19 protein-coding genes are annotated in these 22,863 nt (G+C 73.2%); 12 read left to right on the top strand and 7 right to left on the bottom strand.

Features of this window, described 5'->3' with window-relative positions:
- Positions 1-124 precede the first annotated feature (124 nt).
- The 3 genes from OZ948_04040 (at position 125) to OZ948_04030 (ending at position 5,621) form a co-directional block, all read left to right on the top strand.
- A complete protein-coding gene (locus OZ948_04040) occupies positions 125-2,737 on the top strand; it encodes a carboxypeptidase regulatory-like domain-containing protein (protein ID MEB2343893.1) in 2,613 nt (870 codons plus the stop codon).
- A 260-nt stretch (positions 2,738-2,997) separates the two neighbouring features.
- Positions 2,998-4,344 carry an NADP-specific glutamate dehydrogenase gene (gene gdhA, locus OZ948_04035; protein MEB2343892.1) on the top strand — a complete coding sequence of 449 codons (1,347 nt, stop codon included), beginning with the start codon at positions 2,998-3,000 and terminating at the stop codon, positions 4,342-4,344.
- 32 nt (positions 4,345-4,376) lie between these two features.
- Positions 4,377-5,621 carry an aminotransferase class III-fold pyridoxal phosphate-dependent enzyme gene (locus tag OZ948_04030; GenBank protein ID MEB2343891.1) on the top strand — a complete coding sequence of 415 codons (1,245 nt, stop codon included), beginning with the start codon at positions 4,377-4,379 and terminating at the stop codon, positions 5,619-5,621.
- Here OZ948_04030 and OZ948_04025 read toward each other — a convergent pair.
- Positions 5,618-6,787, bottom strand: a complete 1,170-nt coding sequence (locus tag OZ948_04025; GenBank protein ID MEB2343890.1) for a site-2 protease family protein — start codon at positions 6,785-6,787, stop codon at positions 5,618-5,620. The genes OZ948_04030 and OZ948_04025 overlap by 4 nt on opposite strands.
- A gap of 258 nt (positions 6,788-7,045) precedes the next feature.
- On the opposite strand from OZ948_04025, the gene OZ948_04020 reads away from it, so the two are divergent.
- The 6 genes from OZ948_04020 to OZ948_03995 all read left to right on the top strand — a co-directional run bounded on the left by OZ948_04020 (position 7,046) and on the right by OZ948_03995 (position 13,232).
- Complete coding sequence (locus OZ948_04020) at positions 7,046-8,788, top strand: thiamine pyrophosphate-binding protein (GenBank protein MEB2343889.1); 1,743 nt, start codon at positions 7,046-7,048, stop codon at positions 8,786-8,788.
- The gene (locus tag OZ948_04015) at positions 8,788-9,777 is read left to right on the top strand and encodes an NAD-dependent epimerase/dehydratase family protein (protein MEB2343888.1); all 990 of its coding nucleotides are present in this window, start codon (positions 8,788-8,790) and stop codon (positions 9,775-9,777) included. The genes OZ948_04020 and OZ948_04015 overlap by 1 nt, the downstream gene beginning before the upstream one ends.
- 5 nt (positions 9,778-9,782) lie before the next feature.
- Positions 9,783-10,556 (top strand): SDR family oxidoreductase, encoded by a 774-nt coding sequence (locus OZ948_04010; GenBank protein MEB2343887.1) that lies wholly within the window; start codon positions 9,783-9,785, stop codon positions 10,554-10,556.
- 134 nt (positions 10,557-10,690) lie between these two features.
- The gene (hutW, locus tag OZ948_04005; GenBank protein ID MEB2343886.1) at positions 10,691-12,025 is read left to right on the top strand and encodes a heme anaerobic degradation radical SAM methyltransferase ChuW/HutW; all 1,335 of its coding nucleotides are present in this window, start codon (positions 10,691-10,693) and stop codon (positions 12,023-12,025) included.
- Complete coding sequence (hutX, locus tag OZ948_04000; protein MEB2343885.1) at positions 12,022-12,558, top strand: heme utilization cystosolic carrier protein HutX; 537 nt, start codon at positions 12,022-12,024, stop codon at positions 12,556-12,558. Before hutW ends, hutX begins: the two co-directional genes overlap by 4 nt.
- Complete coding sequence (locus OZ948_03995) at positions 12,555-13,232, top strand: SDR family oxidoreductase (protein MEB2343884.1); 678 nt, start codon at positions 12,555-12,557, stop codon at positions 13,230-13,232. The genes hutX and OZ948_03995 overlap by 4 nt, the downstream gene beginning before the upstream one ends.
- Positions 13,233-13,258: 26 nt before the next feature.
- Here OZ948_03995 and OZ948_03990 read toward each other — a convergent pair whose 3' ends face one another.
- Complete coding sequence (locus tag OZ948_03990) at positions 13,259-13,603, bottom strand: superinfection immunity protein (protein MEB2343883.1); 345 nt, start codon at positions 13,601-13,603, stop codon at positions 13,259-13,261.
- 76 nt (positions 13,604-13,679) lie between these two features.
- Here OZ948_03990 and OZ948_03985 point away from each other — a divergent pair, with 76 nt between their 5' ends.
- Genes OZ948_03985 through OZ948_03975 form a run of 3 tightly spaced genes read left to right on the top strand, consistent with a single transcriptional unit; the run spans position 13,680 to position 15,924 of the window.
- Entirely contained in the window at positions 13,680-14,525 is an 846-nt protein-coding gene (locus OZ948_03985; protein MEB2343882.1) for an SMP-30/gluconolactonase/LRE family protein, read from the top strand.
- A gap of 13 nt (positions 14,526-14,538) precedes the next feature.
- Complete coding sequence (locus tag OZ948_03980; GenBank protein MEB2343881.1) at positions 14,539-15,489, top strand: alcohol dehydrogenase catalytic domain-containing protein; 951 nt, start codon at positions 14,539-14,541, stop codon at positions 15,487-15,489.
- A 42-nt stretch (positions 15,490-15,531) separates the two neighbouring features.
- Complete coding sequence (locus OZ948_03975) at positions 15,532-15,924, top strand: MAPEG family protein (protein ID MEB2343880.1); 393 nt, start codon at positions 15,532-15,534, stop codon at positions 15,922-15,924.
- Between the two features lie 93 nt (positions 15,925-16,017).
- Here OZ948_03975 and OZ948_03970 read toward each other — a convergent pair whose 3' ends face one another.
- The 5 genes from OZ948_03970 to OZ948_03950 all read right to left on the bottom strand — a co-directional run.
- Positions 16,018-17,490: a M20 family peptidase gene (locus tag OZ948_03970; protein MEB2343879.1), complete on the bottom strand. Its 1,473-nt coding sequence runs from the start codon at positions 17,488-17,490 to the stop codon at positions 16,018-16,020.
- A gap of 34 nt (positions 17,491-17,524) precedes the next feature.
- The gene (locus tag OZ948_03965) at positions 17,525-19,141 is read right to left on the bottom strand and encodes an ABC transporter ATP-binding protein (protein MEB2343878.1); all 1,617 of its coding nucleotides are present in this window, start codon (positions 19,139-19,141) and stop codon (positions 17,525-17,527) included.
- Entirely contained in the window at positions 19,138-20,205 is a 1,068-nt protein-coding gene (locus OZ948_03960) for an ABC transporter permease (protein MEB2343877.1), read from the bottom strand. The genes OZ948_03965 and OZ948_03960 overlap by 4 nt, the downstream gene beginning before the upstream one ends.
- 3 nt (positions 20,206-20,208) lie before the next feature.
- Entirely contained in the window at positions 20,209-21,312 is a 1,104-nt protein-coding gene (locus tag OZ948_03955) for a microcin C ABC transporter permease YejB (GenBank protein ID MEB2343876.1), read from the bottom strand.
- A gap of 9 nt (positions 21,313-21,321) precedes the next feature.
- A partial coding sequence (locus OZ948_03950) for an extracellular solute-binding protein (GenBank protein MEB2343875.1) occupies positions 21,322-22,863 on the bottom strand: 1,542 nt, incomplete at its 5' end.

Genomic DNA, 22,863 nt, shown 5'->3' with positions numbered 1-22,863 from the left:
CTTCGTTCGCGTCACGCAGAACTCGACCGCGACCCTGAGCGGCGGGGCCCACGCGCGCTGGTCGCCGGACGGGACGCGGATCGTCTACGTGCACGCCAACAACTTCACGGCCGGCGTCTTCTTGATGAACGCAGACGGCACGGGCCGCCGCCAGATCGTCACCGGCCCCGGCCACCTCCAGCCGCGCTGGACGCCGGACGGACAGTGGATCGCGTTCACGAACGACGCGATCCCGTCGATCCCCGGCAGCATCGGCGAGCGCGGCATCTACTTCGTGAGGCCCGACGGCACGGACCTCGTACGCGTGGCGGATCACAACCTCGAAGACGTATCGCCGGAGATCGATCCCGCTTGCGCGGCGATCGCGCCCGCGCAGCGCACGCCCGGCTGCTACACGCTGCTGCGATTCCGGCCCCGTCCGATCTTCGGGAACGAACTCGACGAGGTCTCGACGATCCGCGGCGACGGCAGCGGGGCGCGCGTGCTGCTCACCGCGTACGGCATCTTCTCGCCGCGCTTCTCGCCGAACGGCCAGAAGATCGCCTTCCTGTACTGGCTCGGGGACTATCACCCGATCAACGCCCGGCCGCTCTACAGCATCTTCGTCTCGAACGTGCCGAGCGCGCCCGAGGCCATCGATTTCGACCCGGACCTCGGTCCGCCGCGTCCGCTCTTGCGCGCGGTGACCCATACGGAGCTGGACGGCGTCGTCTGGTCGCCCGACGGCCGCGAGCTCGCCTTCTCGGACGAGAACGCCGATCTCGCGCTCACCGATGCCGGCGGATGCGACGTGCAGCACGTCCCCGGCCAGCCCGGCGGGTACCTCTCCCCGCTCGACTGGGAGACGGGCACGGCGACGCAGGCGCTCGCCAGCGTGAACGGGACGATCTACGTCGTGGACTCGCCGAGCGGTGCGCTCACTCCCGCCGCCGGCGCCGTCGTCGCGCTGAGCGGCGTCGGCGTCTACCAGACGACCACGACCGACGCGAACGGCCGCTACTCGTTCACCGGCCTTCCGAACGGCGGGGTCTGGGGCGTGAGCTTGCTCTCGGTGCCGGGTGCGAAGGTCAGCTTCGAGTTCCGCGTGGTGCCGGAGCTCACGGGCAGCACCGACGGCGTGAACCTCTTCGGCGCCACCGGCACGGTGCAGATCACGGGTCGCGTCGTCACGGCGCCCGTGTTCGGCTCGGGCGCTCCGCTCGCGGGTGTCACGGTGCGCGCCGAGGCCCCGGGCTTCTCGGCGCAGGCCGTGACCGATGCGGACGGTCGCTACCAGCTCGCGGTTCCCGTGGTGGGGACGTACATGCTCACTGCGGAGCTGGCCGGCTACGGGTTCGCGCCGCGAAGCCAGGACGTGACGGTGAACGCGATTCCCGTCGTCGAGCTCGCCGACATCGAGGCGCGCTTCCGCGCCGACGGCTTCGTCGCCTTCACGAGCAGCCGCGACGGCAACGACGAGATCTACGTCGCGGAGCTCGACGGCGGCTACGAGCGCAATCTCACGAACGCGGCGTCGAGCGACGTCGAGCCGGCCGTGTCGCCGGACGGCGCGAGGATCGCATTCGCGAGCGATCGCGACGGCTCGTGGCACGTCTACACGACCGATCTCACGGGCCTCGACGTGCGGCCCGTCGAGTCGGCAGCGGGCAGCGGGACTCCGCTCGAAGGGCGCGAGCCTGCATGGTCCTTCGACGGCACGCGGCTCGCGGTCGCCACCGCCAATGGCCTGCGCCTCGTCACCTTCGACGGCGCGGCGCCGCAGGACGTGACGAACGACCCGCGCGACGCGAGCCCCGCCTTCGATCCGAGCGGCACGCGCCTCTACTTCGAGCGTGGCGTGGACGATGGCGCCGGCACGCTCGTGCAGGTGGACCTCTACGAGCTCGATCTCGGGCAGAGCCCGCCGGTCGAGACGCTGCTCGGAACCGGCGGCGGCGGCGTCCTCTTCGTCGGCGATCCCGCCGCGAAGCCCGATGGCGCGGGGCTCGCGTACACCTACGACGACCTGACGCCGGAGGACGGCATCATCGCCGTCCTCGACGGTGCGGGATCGATCACGGCGCAGCTCGGCGGACGCGATCCGGCATGGTCGCCGGACGGGCAGAGCCTGGCCGGCACCTACTCGTTCGGCGGTGGCCAGAGCTTCCTCTTCTGGAGCACGGCGGACGGCACGCGGTCGCAGGTGTTCACGACGAGCGGCGCCGATCGCGAGCCGAGCTGGGGCCCGGGCTCGCTCGAGCCGCAATGCGGCAACGGGATCGACGACGACGGCGACGGGCTCGCCGACCTCGACGACCCGAGCTGCGGCGTCGAGAGCTGGCTCAGCGAGCGCGGCTCCGGCCCGTGCGACGACACGGCGGACGACGACGGCGACGGCTTGGCGGCCTATCCGCAGGATCCCGGCTGCGAGGACGTCTTCGACCCCGACGAGACGAGCTCCGCCTACGCTTGCGACGACGGTGCGGACAACGACGGCGACGGCCTCGTCGACGCAGGCGATCCCGGCTGCCCGTTCCCGCAAGGCGCGCCCGAGGACCCGCAATGCGACAACGGTCGCGACGACGACGGCAACGGGCTCGCCGACAGCGCCGATCCCAAGTGCGCCAGCGGCTGGCCGTACTGGGAGACGCCGCCCGCCTGCGGCTTCGGTGGGGAGCTCGCCCTGGTGCTCGCTGCGATCGGGAGGCGCCGCCGCCGCACCCGGGCGGAGAGGACCGCGATCGCCCGGCGGAGCTGATCCTTCGAGCTGGATCGTCGGGTAGACGACTTCACGGCTAAGCCCGAGGGGGCGGGCGCGGCGCCTCACCCGAGGTCTTGTCTCCGTCTCGGGTCCTGCGCAACGATGGTCTCCATCCGGCCACCCGGCATTCTCGCGCCGAGCTGCCGTCTCGCCCTGGATCATCCCGTGGCACACTCCCGCCGCCCTTGCATGCGATCGGGGTGCCGACGAAGCGGGGCGAGGCTCGCTCGCTCCGTGCCCATGCCCCAGGAGACCCGATGCCCACCCTCTCCCCCCACCTCCAGGAGATCTACGAGGTCGTGCTCCGGCGCAACCCCGGGGAGGCCGAGTTCCACCAGGCCGTCCTCGAGGTCTTCGAGTCGCTCGCGCCGGTCGTCGACAAGTACCCCGAGTTCGTCCACTCGAAGGTGCTCGAGCGCCTGTGCGAGCCCGAGCGCCAGATCATCTTCCGCGTGCCCTGGGTCAACGACGAGGGCCGGATCGAGATCCACCGGGGCTTCCGCGTCGAGTTCAGCTCGGTGCTCGGCCCGTACAAGGGCGGCCTGCGATTCCACGGCAGCGTCAACCTCGGCATCATCAAGTTCCTCGGCTTCGAGCAGATCTTCAAGAACGCCCTGACCGGCATGCCGATCGGCGGCGCCAAGGGCGGCAGCGACTTCGACCCGAAGGGCCGCAGCCGCCGTGAGGTGATGACCTTCTGCCAGTCCTTCATGACCGAGCTCTACCGTCACCTCGGGGAGTACACCGACGTGCCCGCCGGTGACATCGGCGTCGGAGAGCGCGAGATCGGCTGGCTCTTCGGGCAGTACAAGCGCATCACCAACCGCTTCGAGTCCGGCGTCCTCACCGGCAAGGGCCTCGGCTGGGGCGGCTCGCGTGTCCGCAAGGAGGCGACCGGATACGGAACCGTCTTCTTCGTCTCCGAGATGCTCAAGGTGCGAGGGGAGTCCTTCGACGGCAAGCGGGTCGTCGTCTCCGGCTCGGGCAACGTCGCCATCTACGCGATCGAGAAGGCCCAGGCCCTCGGCGCCCGCGTCGTCGCCTGCTCGGACTCCACCGGCTACGTCGTCGACGAGGCGGGCATCGACCTCGACCTGCTCAAGGACGTCAAGGAGGACCGGCGCGCCCGGATCAGCGTCTACGCCGACGAGCGCGAGGGCGCGCGCTACGTCGCCGGCGGAAGCCTCTGGGACGTTCCGGCCGACATCGCGCTCCCGTGTGCGACGCAGAACGAGCTCGACCGCGACGCAGCCCTCGTGCTGGTCAAGAACGGGGTCCGCGTCGTCGCCGAAGGTGCGAACATGCCGTGCACGCCGACGGCCACCCGCACCTTCCTCGAGGCCGGGGTCCTCTTCGCGCCCGGCAAGGCCGCCAACGCCGGGGGCGTCGCGACCTCCGCCCTCGAGATGCAGCAGAACGCGTCCCGCGACTCGTGGAGCCACGACTACACCGAGCAGCGGCTCGACGGCATCATGCGCGACATCCACGACCGCTGCGCCGCCGCGGCCGACGAGTTCGGCGCGCCGGGCAACTACGTCGTCGGTGCCAACACGTCGTCCTTCGTGCAGCTCGCGAGGGCCGTGCGCGCGCTCGGCGTCATCTGACCGCAGGCCCTTCGTCCAAAGGAGAAGACGAGATGGAACGCAACGCATCCCTGACCCGCGAGCGGTTCCTCGCCGAGTACGGGCGCTACTTCGGCGTGAGCCGGGTCCAGGCGATCGAGAAGCTCGGCTACCTCGTCGTCGAAGCCTCCGGGGAGGGCTGCTGGATCACCGACACCGAGGGCCGGCGCTTCCTCGACCTCTGGGGCGTGGGCGGCGTGAACAGCCTCGGCCACCGCCATCCGGCGCTCGTAGCGGCCATGGAGCAGGCGATGCGCGAGCAGGACTTCGGCTCGCTGTTCTTCTTCAGCGAGGCGAAGGCCCGGCTCGCCGAGGCGCTCGCGCACACGACCCCACCCGGGCTCGAGGTGACCTGGCCCTGCGTCACCGGGAGCGAGGCGATCGACCAGGCGATCAAGCTCGCGCGAGGCGCCACCGGACGGGCCGAAGTGCTCCACGCCGACCACGGCTACCACGGCGTCACCGGCTTCGCGCTCACGATGATGGGCTCGGAGTCGATGCGCGCCTGGGCCGAGCCGCTGATCCCGGGCTTCCGCGCCGTCCCCTACGGCGACGCCAGCGCGCTCGCCGCGGCGATCAGCGAGCGTACCGCCGCGGTGGTGCTCGAGCCCGTCCGCACCGACTACGACGGGCGCGCACCGGCACCCGGCTACTTCGCCGAGGTGCGGCGGCTGTGCGACGCGCACGGCGCCAAGCTCATCATCGACGAGGTCGTGACCGGCATGGGCCGGCTCGGCCACGTCTGGGGCAGCGCGCGCTTCGGCATCGAGCCCGACCTGCTGGTCACGGCGAAGGGCTTCTCGGGCGGCCTGTTCCCGATGGCCGCGGTCGTGATGCGCCCGGGCGTCCTCGACTTCTGGGGCGACGACCCCTACCGGATCATCTCGTCCTACGCGTGGTCCAACGTCGGCGCGGTGGTCTCGCGCACGGCGCTCGAGGAGACCGCGAAGCTGCTTCCGCAGGCGAACGCGATGGGCGACCGGCTCGGCCGCGTGCTCGAGGACCTCCAGGCCCGCCACCCGAAGCTGCTGCTCGGCGTGCGGCGCACGGGGCTCCTGTGGGCGCTCGACTTCCCCGACGAGATCCGCGGCGCCTTCTTCGTCCTCGGCATGCTCCAGCGCGGCGTGATCGTCGTGGCCTCGGCGCAGAACCTCGCGGTGCCGAAGCTCTACCCCCCGCTCGTCCTCGGCGACGACGAGATCGCGCTCTTCGCCGAGCGGGCCGACGGCCTGCTGCGCGACCTCGGCGGCGGGGCCTAGGAGGCCGCTCCGGCTTCCTGGAGCGCGTTGCGGATCTGCACGAAGCGCAGGAGCGCGCTCTTCGTGAGCAGACCGCGCAGCTCGCCGTCGTGCAGGACGAGGAGCCGGCCGCCCGGGGCCTGGGTGAGCCGGCGCAGGGCATCGCGCAGGGGCAGGTCGGGCTCGACCTGGAGGGCGGGCTCGAGCGGGTGCATGCGCTCGCCCACCGTCGTCGCGTCGCGCGCTTCGGGCGCGACGCCGCGCACGTCCTCGATCGAGATCAGGCCCACCGGCCGCCCCCCGTCCACGACCGGGTAGGCGCGGAAGCCGCGCTGGAGCAGGTGGTCGTCGACGAGCGCGCGCAGCGAGAGGCGGCGCTCCACGGTGACGGGGTTCTCGACGGCGACGTCCGCCACCCGTACGTCCTCGAGCGCCTGCACGAGGACCAGGTCCTGGTAGCTGGCTTCCGCCATCGAACGCATGAACATCCCGATCAGGATCAGCCAGATGCCGCCGAGCAGCGCGCCCGTGAAGAGCTCGATCGCGCCGAGCAGGATGATCCCCACCGCCAGCCCCTTGCCGGCGTTGGCGGCGATCCGCGTCGCCCGGCGGAGCGAGCCGGTGTGGTGCCAGGTCACCGCGCGCAGCAGGCGGCCGCCGTCGAGCGGCAGGCCCGGCAACAGGTTGAAGACGCCGAGCGCCGCGTTGATCCAGGCGAGGTAGAGCAGCACCGCGGCGGCGAGTGGCAACAGCTCGGCGGAGAGCGAGCGATGCACGGCCCAGAAGAGCGCCGCGAGCGCGAAGCTCACGAGCGGGCCGGCCGCGGCGACCCGCGCTTCCGTGGCCGGTGACGTCGCCTCCGCCTCCATCTGCGAGACCCCGCCGAAGAGGAAGAGCGTGATCGCCGGCACGCGGATCCCCGCGCGTTCGGCCATCAGCGCGTGCGCGATCTCGTGGGCGAGGATCGACAGGAAGAAGAGCAGGGTGGCGACCAGGCCGGCGGCCCAGTAGCCAGCCAGGCCGGCGCCGGGGTAGGTGCGCGGGAAGTAGCCGAGCGACAGGCTCGCGAGGATCAGCAGGAAGATCAGGAACCAGGACGCATCGAGGCGCACCTGGATGTCGCGGATCGAGAAGAGCGGGATGCCTCGCTGCGTGAAGCCACGCGGCGAGGCGCCGGCGGCGGCCATCGCGGTCCCTCCCGGAATCGACGGGTCGAGCAGATGTCCTGCAAGGGAAGTGCCCGGCCAGGCGCGATCGGGGTGCCTCGAGCACGGAAGGGCCCTGGCGATTGTGCAAAGCGCGCCCGGCTTCCGGATGTCCACCGGGCTGCGCTACCAAGGGTCCGTTCGGACGCCGGGCGGCCCGGCGTCCGGCGGTGGCCCGAAGGGGCCCGGAGCGGGAACGGAGCACTGGCGGGGCCCGTCGGGGTCCGGAAGGAGACCTCGGTGGCGACGACCGGCGGCGAGCTGGTGGCACGGATGCTCCGCGCGGAGGGCGTGGAGGTCGTCTTCGGGATCGTGGACGGGTCCTACTTCGGGCTCACCGAGGGCCTGCGCAGCCAGGGGATCCGGCTGGTGTCACCGCGCCACGAGACCAGCGCGGCGCACATGGCGGGCGCCTACGCGCGCCTGACCGGGCGGCTCGGCGTCTGCATCGCGAGCAACGGGCCCGGCGCGGCCAACGTGCTCCCGGGCGTGGCGGTGGAGAACGGCGAGGGCAACCGCGTGCTCGTGCTCACGAGCTGGCGGCGGGGCCCGATCGTCGGGCCTGACCGTGGCGGCACCTACCAGTACTTCGACCAGGTGGGCGTGATGCGCCCGATGACGAAGTGGAGCGGCGCGGCCCGCAGCTTCGAGCGCATTCCCGAGGCGATGCAGCGCGCCTTCCGGCGCTCCTTCGAGGGGCGGCCGGGGGTGGTGCACGTGACGGTCCCCGAGGACGTCCTCAACGGGAGCTTCGAGAACGCCCCCCCGGTGCTGCGTCCCGCCCAGTACCGCCGCACGGAGCGGCTCGTGCCCGCGGCCGACGCCGTGCGCCGCACCGCCGCCCTGCTCGCCAGCGCGCGGCTGCCGCTCCTGCAGGTGGGCAGCGGGGCCGTGCACGCGGGCGCGGGAGCGCTCGTGGAGGAGCTGGCGCGCATCCTGCGCGCGCCGGTGACGACGAGCTGGGGCGGCCGGGCCGCCGTCGACGAGCGGCTCCCGAACAAGATCCCGATGCTCCCGCCGCTGATCGACGAGGTGCGGCGCGAGGCGGACCTGGTGCTCGCCCTCGGCGCGCGCTTCGGCGAGACCGACTGGTGGGGCAAGCCGCCCTACTGGGGCGATCCCGAGGTGCAGCGCGTCGTCCAGGTGGACTGCGACGAGGAGGTCCTCGGGCTCAACCGCCCGCTCGAGCTCGCGGTCCTCGCCGACGTCGGGGCCTTCCTCGAGGCGCTCCTCGCCGAGCTCGAGGGCCTCACCGCCGGCGGCCTCGCCGATCGCCAGCGGCGGATCGACGAGTGGGCCGGGCGGGTGGGCCAGCTCCGCAGCTTCCTGCGCGGCGCGGCGAAGGACGAGGACGCAGCTCCCCTCCACTCCGCCTTCGTCCCGCTCGTGTGCCGCGAGTTCTTCGGCGACGACGCCGTGCTCGTGATCGACGGTGGGAACACCGCCGTGTGGGCGAACCTCTACCACGAGCACCGCACGCCCGGCGCGGTGCTCAGCACCTTCAAGTTCGGGATGCTCGGGGCCGGCCCCGGCCAGGCGCTCGGCGCGAAGATCGCCTGCCCCGAACGGCCCGTCTACGCGATCCTCGGCGACGGCGCGATGGGCATGCACGTGCAGGAGATCGAGACCGCCGTGCGCCACCGGCTCGCGGTGGTCTTCCTGGTCCTGTGCGACCGGCAGTGGGGCATGGTGAAGTTCAGCCAGTCGATGGGGCTCGACCCCGAGACGATGGCGCGCGAGCGCGTGCTCCCGCCCGGCGCCAACCTCAACACCGACCTCTGCGAGATCCGCTTCGACGAGCTCGCGCGCAGCATGGGGGCGCACGGCGAGCGGGTGTCGCGCGGGCGCGAGCTGCGCCCGGCGCTCGAGCGCTGCCTCGCGAGCGGCGGGCCGGCCGTCGTGCACGTGGACGTGGACCCGGTGGCGCACATGTGGGCGCCCGGCCTCGACGTCTTCAAGAAGATGCACCTCGAGCCCGCCTGATGGCCGCCCCTGCGCGCGACGGAGGCGCCCGCTCGGTCCTCGTGACGGGCGCCTCCGGGCTCGTCGGGCGGCAGGTGGTGGCGCGCCTCGCGCGCGAGCGCGACGCGGTCGGCCGGATCGTGGCCGTGGACCTGCGCGAGCCGGCGGCCGCCGATCGCCAGCCGGGCGTCGTCTACGAGACGGGCGACGTGCGCGAAGCCGGGCTCGTGAAGCGGCTCGAGCACCACGCGGCCGACACCGTGGTGCACCTGGCGGCCGTGGTGGTGGCCGGCCCCGAGAGCTCGCGCGAGCTCGAGTACTCGATCGACGTGCTCGGCACCCGCAACGTGATCGAGGCCTGCGTGGCGGCGGGCGTCCGCCAGCTCGTCTACACGAGCAGCGGCGCGGCCTACGGCTACCACGCCGACAACCCGGTCCCGCTGCGCGAGACGGACCCCCTGCGCGGGAACCAGGACTTCGCCTACGCCTGGCACAAGCGGCTGGCGGAGGAGGCGATCGCCGAGGCCCGCCGGGCGCACCCCGCCCTCTCCCAGCTCGTGTTCCGGGTGGGGACGATCCTGGGCGCGCGCGTCGCGAGCCCCATCAGCGCCCTCTTCGAGCGGCGCGTGATCATCGGGGTGGCCGGCTCGGACGCGCCCTTCGTGCTGATCTGGGACGAGGACGTGGCGGCCGCCATCGCGAAGGGGATCCTCGAGCGCCGGGCGGGCATCTACAACCTGTGCGGCGACGGGGCGATCGCCCTGCCCGAGATCGCACGGCGCCTGGGCCGGCCCTACCTCCCGCTCCCCGCCCCGCTGCTCGGGGGCGCGCTCGGGCTGGCGCGGCGGCTCGGCCTCTCGTCGCGGGGCGCGGAGCAGGTGGACTTCCTGCGCTACCGCCCGGTGCTGGCCAACGACGCGCTCGTGCGCGAGCTCGGCTTCCGTCCGCGCTTCACGAGCAGCGAGTGCTTCGACCACTATCGCAGCGTCCGCTTCGGGAGCGGATCGTGAGGCAGATGGTGGTGACGGGCGCCGGGCACGGCATCGGCGCGGCGCTGGCGAAGCGCTTCGCGCAGGCGGACTACGCCGTGGCCGTGCTCGACCTCGATGCCGAGGCCGCCGCCGCCACCGCCGACGAGCTCGGCCGCGCCGGCGCCCGGAGCCTCGCGCTCCGCTGCGACGTGACCGTTCCCGACGAGTGCACTACGGCGATCGATCGCGTGCTCACCGCCTTCGGCGGCATCGACCTGCTCGTGAACAACGCCGGGATCACCCACGTGGGCCGTGTCCGCGAGACCGCGGTCGAGGTGCTGCGGCGCGTCGTCGAGGTGAACTTCTTCGGAGCCGTCCACTGCACGAAGGCCGCGCTGCCTTCGCTGCTCGCCCGGCGCGGCCGGGTGGTGGCGCTCTCGAGCGTGGCCGGCTTCGCGCCGCTCGCGACCCGCAGCGGCTACGTGGCGAGCAAGCACGCGCTCGAGGGCTTCTTCGCGACGCTGCGCACCGAGCACGCGGCCGACGGGCTCGGCGTGACGCTGGTCCGCCCCTCGTTCGTGCGCACCGACATCGGCGCGCGGGCGCTCGGCGCCGACGGCCGCCCGGCCGGCGCCGGGGCCCGCACGGGCGTGGGCCGCGAGCTCGGCCCCGAGGCCGCCGCCGAGGTCATCTTCCGCGGCGTCACGGCGGGCCGGCGGACGGTCTGGGTCGGCCGGGAGGCGCGGGCCTCCTTCTGGCTGGCCACGCTCTGGCCCGGAGCCTACGAGCGGCTCATGGTGCGCCGGACCCTCGGCTGACTGGGGGCGGAGTCCGCCCGGCGACATGATCTCCGTCATGTCGCGACGCCGCCGCCGCGCCCATCCTGCCCGCCGTTACGCGCGAGCCAGCCACCCGCCAGCTGCGTGATGACCCGACGAGGGGCGGGCTGGCGATGCAGACAGGCAGGCTCGGCGACCACCACGCGCGGCTCGGCGGCGATCCGATCCGGGACGCCTTCGCGCGACGCGCCCCGCTCGTGCCGTGGCGGGGGCAGCGCCCGGTGCCGGCGGACGCCCTCGAGGAGGCGTGGCAGCGCCTGATCGGCACGCCCGCGCCGCGCGGCAAGCGCGTCGCCTACGTGAACGTCCCCTTCTGCGCGAACCATTGCCTCTTCTGCGGCTTCTACCGGGGTCCGGCCCAGCCGGCGAGGATCGCGGGGTACGCGTCGCTCGTGATCGAGGAGCTCGAGCGCGAGCGCGCCGCGGCCGGCGTCGCCCGGGCGCCGGTGCACGCGCTCTACCTGGGCGGCGGCACGCCGAGCGCCCTGCCGGCCGGCGAGCTCCACCACCTGCTTCGCGCCCTGCGCGGCGCCCTGCCACTCGCGCCGGACTGCGAGATCACGGTCGAGGGCCGCTGGCTCGGCTTCGACGCCGAGAAGGTCGACGCGTGCCTGGAGGCCGGCGCCAACCGCTTCTCGATCGGGGTCCAGAGCTTCGACACCGCGGTGCGCCGAAGCCAGGGGCGCCGCGCCTCGCGCGACGAGCTGCTGCGCTTCCTCGCCGAGCTCGTCGACCGCGACCGCGCCGCCATCGTCGCCGATCTCCTGATCGGGCTCCCGGGCCAGACGCCGGACACCTGGCAGGACGACCTGCGGGCCTGCATCGACCTCGAGCTCGACGGGGTCGACCTCTACCCGCTGAACGTCTATCCGGCGACGCCGCTCGCCGGCGCCATCGCGGCCGGAAAGTCGGGCCCCGCCCTGCCGCTCCCCGAGCAGGGCGCGCTGTACCGCGAGGGCGCGCGCGTGCTCGAGGACGCGGGCTGGCGCCAGATCAGCAACAGCCACTGGGCGCGCGCCACGCGCGAGCGGAACCTCTACAACCTGCTGATCAAGCAGGGCGCCGACTGCCTCGGCTACGGCGCCGGCGCCGGCGGCTCCCTCGCCGAGCACTCCTACGCGCTGGCGGCGGAGCTCGAGGCCTACGCCGCGCTCGTGCGGGCGGGCCGCAAGCCCCTGCGCGCGATCCGCGAGCCGGACGCCGACGAGCGCCTCCAGCAGCACCTCGCGGCGCAGCTCGAGGTGGGGCGACTCGACCTCGCCACGCTCGGGCCGGACGCGCGGGAGCGCGCCGGCGCGCTCGTCGGCCAGTGGCAGCGCGCGGGTCTCCTCGAAGGCGCCGGCCCGCGCCTCCGCCTCACGGTGGCGGGCCGCTTCTGGGCGCCGAACCTCGCGCGCGGCCTGCGCGACGTCTTGCATCCCGACGAACCCAGGAGGACGACGACATGAGCGAGATCCAGACCGGGACGAACGGCAGCGCCCTCGAGGCACTGCGCGCGAGGCTCGCGAGCCGGGTGGGCGGGGTCCTCGAGAGCGTGGCGGCGGAGCACGGCGTCTCGCTGCGCACCGTGATCGGCTGCCTGCCGGAGGAGCTCTGGAGCGAGGCCGGCGGCGAGCACTTCTGCGAGGTCATGGCCGAGGTGGCTGCGTGGGGCCCGGTCCGGCTGATCGTGCACACCGAGGACGGCGTCTTCGAGTTCTCGGGCCCGCTTCCCGCCGGCACGCTCGGCCACGGGTTCTTCAACCTGCAGGGCGCGGGGGCGCTCTCGGGCCACCTGCGGGCGGAGCGCTGCCGCTCGATCGTCTTCCTGCGCCGGCCCTTCATGGGCAAGCAGACCGCTTCGATCCAGTTCTTCAACGCCGCGGGCGGCGCGATGTTCAAGCTCTTCGTCGGGCGCGACGACGCGGGCGAGCTGTGCGCGGACCAGCTCGCGCGCTTCGACGCCCTCGAGCGCCGGCTCGCCGCACGGGCGCCCGCATGAGCGGGCGCTCCGTCCTCGTCTTCGGCGCGAGCCGCGGCGCCGGCCTCGAGCTCGCGCGGCGGCTGCGCGCGCAGGGCGTGGGCGTCACGGCGCTGGTCCGGCCGGGCTCGGACGCCGCCGCGCTCGACGCCCTCGGCGTCCGCATCGTGCGCGGCGACGCGCTCGCGGCGGAGGACGTGGGGCGTGCCTTCGCGCTCACGCCCGCCGGGGCGGCGGTCGTCTCCACCCTCGGCAGCCGGGGCGGCGGCGCGCGCGCCGTCGACGAGGCCGGCAACCGGATCGTGATCGACCAGGCGCTCGCCGCGCGCCCGGAACGATTCGTGCTCGTGACCGCGATCGGCTGCGGCGAGATGGCCGCGTATCGATCCGAGCGGGCGCGGGCGGCCTTCGGCGCGGTGGTCGACGCCAAGACGCGCGCCGAGGAGCACCTCCGCGGCAGCGCCCTGCCCTACACGATCCTGCGACCGGGTGGACTCCGCGACGGCGAGCCGACCGGGCAGGGCCTCCTCAGCAGCGACCCCCGGATCCACGGCTTCCTCCGGCGGGCGGACCTCGCGCTCCTGATCGAGCGCGTGCTGCGCGATCCGGCGACGCTCGGCCGGGCGCTCGCTGCCGTCGACGCCGGCGAGGCGCGCTGCGAGGCCCCGATCGAGCCCTTCCCGCTCGCGTCCTGACGGGGCGCGAGGCCCGGGCGCCGGCCTCAGGGCGGGACGATCGTGACCGAGTAGGTGACCGTGCCGCTGGCGCCCGGAGCGAGCGCGCCGCTGAAGGACCAGGTGACGGGACCGGTGGTGCCGGGCGGGGGCGCGGGCGTGCAGGCGGTGACCTGGGGCGGCAGGGCGCCGCAGGTGGCCGTGCATGACCGGCTCGGGCGGCCGCACCGCCGGGTGCGCGCCCAGCCCAGCACGGCGAGCCAGCCGATCGCCGTCCCACCGAACACGAGGTTGGCGACCAGGATCCGCCCGAGGCGTTCGTGCTCGTAGCGCGCGGCCACCGCGAAGGGGAAGAGGTAGGCGACGAAGAGCAGGCAGATCACGAGGTCCACGGTCGCCTCCCGATGTCGGCCCAAGCCTGGCCGAGCGGTGCTGGCGCGCCGGCGCGAGCGGGGGGATCCTACCGCGATGCCCCGCGCGTCCCGCGTCCTGCTCGACGGCCTGCGCTTCCCGGAAGGCCCGCGCTGGCGCGGAGACCGGCTGTGGCTCTCGGACATGCACGCCGGCGTCGTGCTCGCGGTGGACCTCGCGGGTCGCGTGGAGACGATCGTCGCGGTGCCGAACCAGCCGTCGGGGCTCGGCTGGGATCCCGAGGGCCGGCTGCTGGTCGTCTCGATGAAGGACCGCCGCCTGCTGCGGCTCGAGGCTCGCGGTCTCGCCCGGGTCGCCGATCTCGCGCCCTTCGCGAGCTTCCACTGCAACGACATGGTCGTCGACGGGGGCGGCCGCGCCTACGTCGGGAACTTCGGCTTCGACCTGCACGGTGGAGCGAAGCCCGCTCCCGCGAACCTGGTCCTCGTGCATCCCGGCGGGCACGCCGAGATCGCCGCCTCGGACCTGCAGTTCCCGAACGGCACCGTGATCACGCCCGACGGCCGCACCCTGATCGTCGGCGAGAGCTTCGGCGCGCGGCTCACGGCCTTCGACGTCGCCGGCGACGGGCGGCTCTCGAACCGGCGCGTGTGGGCACCGCTCGAGAAGGCCGTGCCCGACGGGATCTGCCTCGACGCGGAGGGCGCGATCTGGGTGGCGTCGCCGGTGAGCAACGAGGTCCTGCGCGTGCGCGAGGGCGGGGCCGTGGCGGAGCGCATCGCCGTCGACCGCTCCGCGATCGCGTGCATGCTGGGCGGACCGGAGCGACGCACCCTCTTCGTCTGCACGGCCCGGGCGCACGATCCCGCCGAGACCGGTGACCGCCAGGGTCGGATCGAGGCGATCGAGGTGGAGGTGCCGGGAGCCGGCTGGCCGGGCTAGGGGGAGGGAAGGCATGCGCGCGCTCGCGTTCGACGGCCAGCGCGCCGCGTTGGTCGAGCGGCCCGACCCCAAGCCCTCCCCCGACGAGGCGCTGGTGCGGGTGTCGCTCGCCGGCGTCTGCCGCACCGACCTCGAGCTGGTGCGCGGCTACATGGCCTTTCGCGGCGTGCTGGGCCACGAGTTCGTGGGCCGCGTCCTCGACGGGCCCGCCGAGTGGCGCGACCAGCGCGTGGTCGGCGAGATCAACTTCGCGTGCGGGCGCTGCCCCACCTGCGCGAGGGGCCTGCGCCGCCACTGCCCGCAGCGCCGCGTCATGGGTATCCACGAGGCCGACGGCGCCTTCGCCGAGGCCGTGCGGGTGCCGGTCGAGAACCTGCACCGCGTGCCCGACGGCGTCCCCGACGAGCGTGCCGTCTTCGTCGAGCCGCTGGCGGCGGCCTTCGAGGTGCTGGCGCAGGTGGAGGTGCCGGCCGGCGCGCGCGCGCTGGTCCTCGGCGACGGCAAGCTCGGCCTCCTGATCGCGCAGGTGCTGCACGACGCCGGCGCACGCGTCACCGCGATCGGGCGCCATCGCGGGAAGCTCGCGGTGCTGGCGGCGCGCGGCATCGAGACCTTCCCGGGCCCCGAGTTCCACGGCGAGCGGGCTCCGATCGTGGTCGAGGCCACCGGGACCCTCTCGGGCTTCCGGCGCGCGGTCGAGCTCACCGAGCCGCGCGGCACACTGGTGCTGAAGAGCACCGTCGCCGCCCGCGAGCCGCTCGACCTGGCGCCGCTCGTGATCCACGAGATCAGCGTGGTCGGCTCGCGTTGCGGCCCCTTCCCGCCCGCTCTCGCGGCGCTCGCGGCCGGCCGCGTGGACGTGGACCCGCTGGTGTCGGAGCGGATTCCCCTCGCTCACGGGGCGCTCGCCCTGGAGCACGCGGCCCGGCCGGGCGCGCTCAAGGTGCTGATCGACTGCGCCTGAACGGTGTATCGTGCTTCGCACCCGCCTCGAAGGAGATCGTTCGTGACGACCCCGCTCTGGTGCCTCGTGATCGTCGCCCTGCTGCCCTACGTGCTCTCCTTCTCGGGCGGCTACTTCCGCATGCGTCAGCTCGGTGGGATCGACAACAAGCACCCGCGCCTGCAGGCCATGAAGCTCGAGGGTGCCGGCGCGCGTGCCTACGCCGCCCAGGCCAACGCCTGGGAGGCGCTCGGCTTCTTCACGGCGGCGGTGGTCGTGCTCCACCTCGCCAACCCCGAGGCCGCGCGCGGCGCCACGGCCGCCAACCTCTCGCTCGGCTTCCTCGCCACCCGCATCGTGCACCCCATCGCCTACCTCGCGAACCTCGACGTCCTCCGCTCCCTCGCCTTCCTCGCCGGCCTCGCCTGCGGCATCGGCCTCCTCTGGCTCGCCTGAGGGGGACAGACCCGGCGATCCGGCGATTCTACGAGGAGCCGAGCCGAGGGCGGAAGCGTCCAGAGAATCGCCGGATCGCCGGGTCTGTCCCCCTCAGAGGCTGGCGTTCTCGATCAGGCGGGCGTAGAAGCGGACGGCGGTGCCGAGGTTGTCGATGGCGATCCGTTCGTCGATGCCGTGGGGGAGCTTGATGTCGGCGGGGCCGAAGCGGAAGGGGCCGAAGCGGTAGACGGCGTCGGCGACGACGTGGTAGCTCCTCGCGTCGGTCCCGCCCACGACCAGCGCGGGCGCCACGACGGCGCCGGGGAAGAGCTCCCCGATCGTGCGCTGGAGCAGCGTGAAAGCAGGACCGTCGCTCGGGGACACCGGGCTCGGATCGCGGTGCTCGCCCTCGAAGCGCGCTTCGACGTCGGGCGCCGCGACCGTCTCGCGGACGCGTGCGAGCACGCTCTCACCCGTCTCGCCGGGCAGGATGCGGAAGTTCACGAGCGCGCGCGCCTCGACCGGCAGGACGTTCTCCTTCGGCGAGCCGGAGAGCATCGTGACCGCGGTGGTCGTGCGCAGGAGCGCGTTCACGCCGGGCTCGCGGCGGACGGCCTCCGACAGGAGCGGCGCCAGCAGGTCGGCGTTCGCGAGCGCGACCCGGCCGGGGAGCGGCAGCTCGGGGGCGAGCCACGCGAAGAACGAGCCCGTGACGCCGCCCACCGAGATCGGGAACGGGTGCTCCTCGAGCTGCGTGATCGCACGCGCCAGCGCGCCGGTCGCCGTCCGCCGCGGCGGCGTCGAGGAGTGGCCGCCGGCCGCACGCGCCACCACCGCGAGCGTCGCATAGCCCTTCTCGGCGACACCGATCGGAGCCACCGGGCCGTCGAAGCCCGGCACCGTACCGGGCTCGAGCAGCACGTAGCCCTCGTCGAGGACGAGCGCCGGGCGCACGCCGCGCGCGGCGAGGCGCTCGGCCATCTTCACCGCGCCGCTCGGCCCGCCCACCTCCTCGTCGTGGCCGAACGCCAGGATCACGGTGCGGCGCGGCTCGTAGCCCTCGGCGAGCAGCGCCTCGACCGCCTCGCAGATCGTGACGAGCGCCCCCTTGTCGTCGATCGCGCCGCGCCCCCACACCTGGCCTTCGGCGATCGCGCCCGAGAAGGGCGGATGCGTCCAGCGCTCGGGATTGCCAGCGGGCACGACGTCCTGGTGCGCGAGCAGGAGCAGCGGCGCGAGCGCGGGGTCGCTCCCCTGCCAGGTGTAGAGGAGCGAGTGGCCGGAGACGCGCTCGAGCGCGAGTGCCCCGTGCAGGCGCGGGTAGGTCGCCGCAAGCCAGGCCGAGAAGGCGCGGAAGGGCTCGGCCTCGAGCTCTGCGGGGTCGGGTGAGGTGATGACCGTCGGGATCCGGATCGCCTCGGCCAGGTGCGCGGCCACCCGCTCGGCGTCGACCGCGCGCGCGGGTGCCGGCGGCACCGAGACCTGGCGCGAGGGCAGGCGCAGCGCGCGCAGGGTCAGGACGACCGCCGCGAGCACGAGCAACGAGAGCAGGAGACCCAGGGCGCGCAGGATGGTTCGGGTCATCGGTCCTCCCCCTTCGATCGTGCACCCGAAGGCCTCAGGTCGCCACCGCCCCCGCCGGCGCCGCCTCGAGGTCGATCGCCGCCGCCAGGAGCGCCCGGGTGTAGGGCTCGCGGGGAGCCGCGAAGAGCACCTCCGCCGCACCCTGCTCGACCACGCGGCCGCCGCGCAGGACGAGGATCTGGTGGCTCATCGCGCGCACGACGCGCAGATCGTGGCTGATGAAGAGGTAGGCGAGCCGGTGGCGGCGCTGGAGCTCGCGGAGCAGCTCGACGATCTGCGCCTGCACCGACACGTCGAGCGCCGAGGTGGGCTCGTCGAGGACGACCAGCTCGGGTCGCAGCACCAGCGCGCGCGCGATCGAGATGCGCTGGCGCTGGCCGCCCGAGAACTCGTGCGGGTAGCGATGGCGGCTCGCGGGGTCGAGGCCGACCTCTTCGAGCACCTCGATCACGCGCCGCTCGCGCTCGGCCGGGGAGCCCATGCCGTGGATCTCGAGCCCCTCGCCGACGATGCGCCCGACCGGCAGGCGCGGCGAGAGGCTGGCGAAGGGATCCTGGAACACGATCTGCATCGCGCGGCGCAGCGGCCGCGTCGCGGCCCAGGGCAGGCCCTGGAGCTCACGGCCGTGGAAGCGGATCGAGCCCTCGCTGCGCTCGAGGCGCAGGAGCCCGAAGGCGAGCGTCGTCTTGCCGCTGCCGCTCTCGCCGACGATGCCCACCGTCTCGCCCGCCCGGACCGCGAGCGAGACGCCGTCCACCGCCTTCACGTGGCCGGTCACCCGGCGCAGGACTCCGCGCCGGATCGGGAACCAGACCCGCAGGTCCCGCGCCTCGAGCACCGTCGGCGCATCGGGCGCCACGGGGGCCGGAGCGCCCCGCGGCTCGGACGCCAGCAGGTGTCGCGTGTAGGGGTGCTCGGGAGCCGTGAAGACGCGCTCGGCGTGGCCCTGCTCGACGATCCGGCCGCCCTGCATCACGCACACGCGATCCGCCATCCGGCGCACGATCGCGAGATCGTGCGTGATGAGGAGCAGCGCCATCCCCGTCCTCGCGCGCAGCTCGCGCAGGAGCGCCAGGATCTGGGCCTGGATCGTGACGTCGAGCGCGGTGGTGGGCTCGTCGGCGATCAGCAGGTCCGGCTCGTTCGCGAGCGCCATCGCGATCATCACGCGCTGGCGCTGGCCGCCGGAGAGCTCGTGCGGGTAGGCCTCGAGCCGGCGCTCGGGCTCGTCGAGACCCACCTGGCACAGCAGCTCGACCGCGCGTACCCGCACCTCGGTGTCGGAGGCCTTCCGGTGCAGGGTCACGATCTCGCCGATCTGGCGCCCTACCCGGTGGAGCGGATTCAGCGAGGTCATCGGCTCCTGGAAGATCATGGCGGCGCGGTTGCCGCGCAGCTCGCGCAGCACGGGCTCGGGCGCCCCGATCATCTCGCGGCCGTCGAGGCGGATCCGGCCCGCCGGATGGCGCGCGGCCGGGGGCAGGAGCTGGAGCACGGAGAGCGCCGTCACCGACTTCCCCGAGCCGCTCTCGCCGACGAGCGCCACCGTCTCTCCGCGCTCGACCGTGAACGAGACGCCGCGTACGGCGTCGACCGGCTTGCCGCCACCCTCGAAGCGCACCGCGAGGTCCTGCACCTCGAGGAGACTCACGCGGCCTCCGCGACGGCGCCGGGCTCCGGCGGCGGCGGCGCAGCGCGGAAGGTCCGCCGCGGGTCGAAGGCGTCGCGCACCCCCTCGCCGACGAAGACCAGCAGCGCGAGCAGGATCGCGATCACGAAGAAGCCCGAGAGCCCGAGCCAGGGGGCGTTCAGGTTGTTCTTGCCCTGGTTCAGGAGCTCGCCGAGCGAGGGGCTCCCCGGCGGCAGGCCGAAGCCCAGGAAGTCGAGCGCCGTCAGCGAGGTGATCGCCGCCGACAGGATGAACGGCAGGAAGGAGAGCGCGGCGGTCATCGCGTTGGGCAGGATGTGGCGGAACATGATCGTCAGGTCGCGCGCGCCGAGCGCGCGGGCCGCGCGCACGTAGTCGAAGTTGCGCGCGCGCAGGAACTCGGCGCGCACCACCGCCACCAGGCTCATCCACGAGAAGAGCAGCAGCAGCCCGAGAAGCCACCAGAAGCTCGGCTGCACGACGCTGGCCAGGATGATCAGCAGGAAGAGTGTCGGCATGCTCGACCAGATCTCGATGAAGCGCTGGAAGAAGAGGTCGATCCGGCCGCCGAAGTAGCCCTGCACCGCGCCGGCCGTGACCCCGACCAGCGACGAGAGGAGGGTCAGGATGCCCCCGAAGAGCACCGAGATCCGGAAGCCGTAGACGAGGCGCGCCACCACGTCGCGGGCCTGGTCGTCGGTGCCGAGCCAGTTCTTCGCGCTCGGCGGCGAGGGCGCGGGGCCCGCGAGGTCGCGCACGTGGGTGTCGTAGGAGTACGGGATCGGCGGCCAGACGAGCCAGCCCTTGGCCCGGATCAGCTCCTGCACCTCGGGCGCCCGGTACTGCGCCTCGGTCTCGAAGAAGCCGCCGAAGGTGGTCTCCGGGTAGCTGCGCAGGACGGGCACGTAGAAGCGGCCCTCGTAGCGGACGAGCAGCGGCTTGTCGTTCGCGACGAGCTCGGCCGGCAGCGTGCCCAGGAACAGGGCCGCGAAGATCCACAACGACCACCAGGCGCGTCGGTTCGCGCGGAAGGCCTCGAAGCGGCGGCGCCCGAGCTCGCCGAGCACGCGCTAGACCTCGCGCCCTTCGAAGTCGATCCGGGGATCCACGAAGGTGTAGGTGAGGTCGGCGACGAGGCCCAGCACCAGGCCCATCAGGGTGAAGACGTAGAGCGTCCCGAACATCACCTGGTAGTCGCGGTTGATCGCGGCCTCGAAGCCGAGGAGCCCGAGCCCCTCGAGCGAGAAGATCACCTCGATCAGGAGCGAGCTCGCGAAGAGGATCCCGATCAGGGCCGCCGGGAAGCCGGCCACCACGATCAGCATCGCGTTGCGGAAGACGTGCCCGTAGAGCACCTGCCGCTCGCCGAGCCCCTTGGCGCGCGCGGTCGTCACGTACTGCTTGTGGATCTCGTCGAGGAACGAGTTCTTGGTCAGGATCGTGAGCGAGGCGAAGCCGCCGATCACCATCGACGTGACCGGCAGCACCATGTGCCACAGGTAGTCGAGGGCCAGGCGCGGGAAGGAGAGCTCGCGCCAGTTCTCGGAGACGAGGCCGCGCAGCGGGAACCAGTCGAGGTAGCGCCCGCCGGCGAAGACCACGACCAGGAAGATCGCGAACAGGAAGGAGGGGATCGCGTTGCCGGCGATCACGACACCGCTGGTCCAGACGTCGAAGCGCGAGCCGTCGCGCACGGCCTTGCGAACGCCGAGCGGGATCGAGATCGCGTAGACGAGGAGCGTCGTCCACAGGCCCAGCGAGATCGACACCGGCATGCGCTCGAGCACCAGCTCCATCACCGGCTTGTCGCGGAAGTAGCTCTTGCCGAAGTCGAAGAGGAGGTAGCGGCGCATCATCTCGAGGAAGCGCTTCCAGGGCGGCTGGTCGAAGCCGAACTCCTTCTCGAGACGCGCGATGTACTCGGCGTCGAGGCCCTGGGCGCCGCGGTAGCGCGAGGGGCCGCCGCCGCCCGGCGCGGCCGGCCCGGCCGGAGCGAGCTCGCCGCCGCCACCGGAGACGCGTGAGGTGGCGCCCACCGCGGTGCCCTCGAGACGGGCCAGGATCTGCTCGATCGGCCCCCCCGGCACCACCTGCACGACCGCGAAGTTCACGAGCATGATCGCGAACAGGGTCGGGATCACGAGCAGGAGGCGGCGGACGACGTAGGCCCCCATGCGCGCGGGCTAGCGCCTCGCTTCCAGCGCCGCCGCCTTCCCCGCGTCCCACCACCAGGCGTCGAGCTGGAGGCCGTTCTTGGGAACCAGCGAGGGCATCCCGAAGCGGTTCCAGTAGGCGATCCGGTCACTCGCGATGTACCAGTTCGGCACGACGTAGTGGCCCCACTGGAGCACGCGATCGAGCGCGCGGCACGCGGCCACGAGGCTCGCCCGGTCCGGTGCCGCGATGACCTGCTCGACCAGCGCGTCGACGGCGGGGTCCCGGATCCCGATCGTGTTGCGGCTGCCTTCGCGCCCGGCGGCCTCGCTGCCCCAGAAGTCGCGCTGCTCGTTGCCGGGCGAGTCGGACTGGGGGAACACCGAGAGCGTCATGTCGTAGTCGAAGGTGTCCATCCGGCGCTTGTACTGCGCGGTGTCGACGGTGCGGACCGAGGCGGTGACCCCGATCTTCTCGAGGTTCGCCTTGTAGGGCAGGACCACGCGCTCGAACTGCGCGCTCGGGAGCAGGATCTCGAAGGCCAGCGGCTGGCCGTCCTTCACGAGCTTCCCGCCGGCCACCTGCCAGCCGGCCGCCTTGAAGAGCTCGGCGGCGCGGCGCAGGTTGTCGCGGTTGTTGCCCGAGCCGTCCGTCGCCGGCGGCTGGTACTCCGTCGTGAACACCTCCTCGGGGATCTTCCCGCGGAAGGGCTCGAGCAGCGCCAGCTCGGCCGTCCCGGGGAGCCCGCGTGCGGCCAGCTCCGAGTTCTCGAAGTAGCTACGCGTACGCGTGTACTGGCCGTAGAAGAGGGTCTGGTTCTCCCACTCGAAGTCGAAGGCGAAGGCGAGCGCCTCGCGCACGCGCGCGTCCTGGAACACGGGCCGGCGCAGGTTCATCGCGAAGCCCTGCATGCCGGCCGGCCGCTCGTGCGGAACCTCCTGCTTCACGATCCGGCCGTCGTGCACGGGCGGCACGTCGTAGCCGGTCGCCCAGTCCTTCGCGCTGTTCTCGAGCCGGAAGTCGTACTGGTCGCCCTTGAAGGCCTCGAGGGCGACGGTAGCGTCGCGGAAGTACTCGTAGCGCTGCACGTCGAAGTTCTCGCGGCCGCGGTTCACGGGCAGGTCCCGGCCCCAGTAGTCGGGCACCCGCTCGTACTCGACGAAGCGTCCGGCCTCGAACTTCGCGATCTTGTAGGCGCCGCTCCCGAGCGGCGGCTCGAGGCTCACGGCGTCGAAGCTGCGGGTCGCCCACCAGTGCTTCGGGAGCACCGGGAGCTGGCCCAGGATCAGCGGCAGCTCGCGGTTCGTGCCCGGCGCGAAGTGGAAGTAGACGCCCCGCTCGCCGCGCTGCTCGACCTGGTCGACGCTCCCGTAGTAGAAGCGGAAGAAGGGCTGGCCCTTGTCGAGGAGCGTCTGGAAGGTCCAGATCACGTCCGCGGGGGTGATCGGGCGGCCGTCGTGCCAGCGCGCCTCGGGGCGCAGCGTGAAGAGCACCCACGAGCGGTCGGCCGGCGTCTGCACGCTCTCGGCGAGCAGGCCGTACTGGCTGAAGGGCTCGTCGGCGGAGGCCAC

The organism is Deltaproteobacteria bacterium, from assembly GCA_035063765.1.
Lineage (GTDB): Bacteria > Myxococcota_A > UBA9160 > UBA9160 > PR03 > CAADGG01.
The sequence above is the reverse complement of the archived record's forward strand: the minus strand, read 5'-3'. Positions and strand labels throughout refer to the sequence as shown.

Coding starts and splice junctions, on each gene's coding strand:
- OZ948_04040 (MEB2343893.1), top strand. CDS start 125: ATGAACGCAGACGGCACGGGCCGCCGCCAGATCGTCACCGGCCCCGGC.
- gdhA (MEB2343892.1), top strand. CDS start 2,998: ATGCCCACCCTCTCCCCCCACCTCCAGGAGATCTACGAGGTCGTGCTC.
- OZ948_04030 (MEB2343891.1), top strand. CDS start 4,377: ATGGAACGCAACGCATCCCTGACCCGCGAGCGGTTCCTCGCCGAGTAC.
- OZ948_04025 (MEB2343890.1), bottom strand. CDS start 6,787: ATGGCCGCCGCCGGCGCCTCGCCGCGTGGCTTCACGCAGCGAGGCATC.
- OZ948_04015 (MEB2343888.1), top strand. CDS start 8,788: ATGGCCGCCCCTGCGCGCGACGGAGGCGCCCGCTCGGTCCTCGTGACG.
- OZ948_04010 (MEB2343887.1), top strand. CDS start 9,783: ATGGTGGTGACGGGCGCCGGGCACGGCATCGGCGCGGCGCTGGCGAAG.
- hutW (MEB2343886.1), top strand. CDS start 10,691: ATGCAGACAGGCAGGCTCGGCGACCACCACGCGCGGCTCGGCGGCGAT.
- hutX (MEB2343885.1), top strand. CDS start 12,022: ATGAGCGAGATCCAGACCGGGACGAACGGCAGCGCCCTCGAGGCACTG.
- OZ948_03995 (MEB2343884.1), top strand. CDS start 12,555: ATGAGCGGGCGCTCCGTCCTCGTCTTCGGCGCGAGCCGCGGCGCCGGC.
- OZ948_03985 (MEB2343882.1), top strand. CDS start 13,680: ATGCCCCGCGCGTCCCGCGTCCTGCTCGACGGCCTGCGCTTCCCGGAA.
- OZ948_03980 (MEB2343881.1), top strand. CDS start 14,539: ATGCGCGCGCTCGCGTTCGACGGCCAGCGCGCCGCGTTGGTCGAGCGG.
- OZ948_03970 (MEB2343879.1), bottom strand. CDS start 17,490: ATGACCCGAACCATCCTGCGCGCCCTGGGTCTCCTGCTCTCGTTGCTC.
- OZ948_03955 (MEB2343876.1), bottom strand. CDS start 21,312: ATGGGGGCCTACGTCGTCCGCCGCCTCCTGCTCGTGATCCCGACCCTG.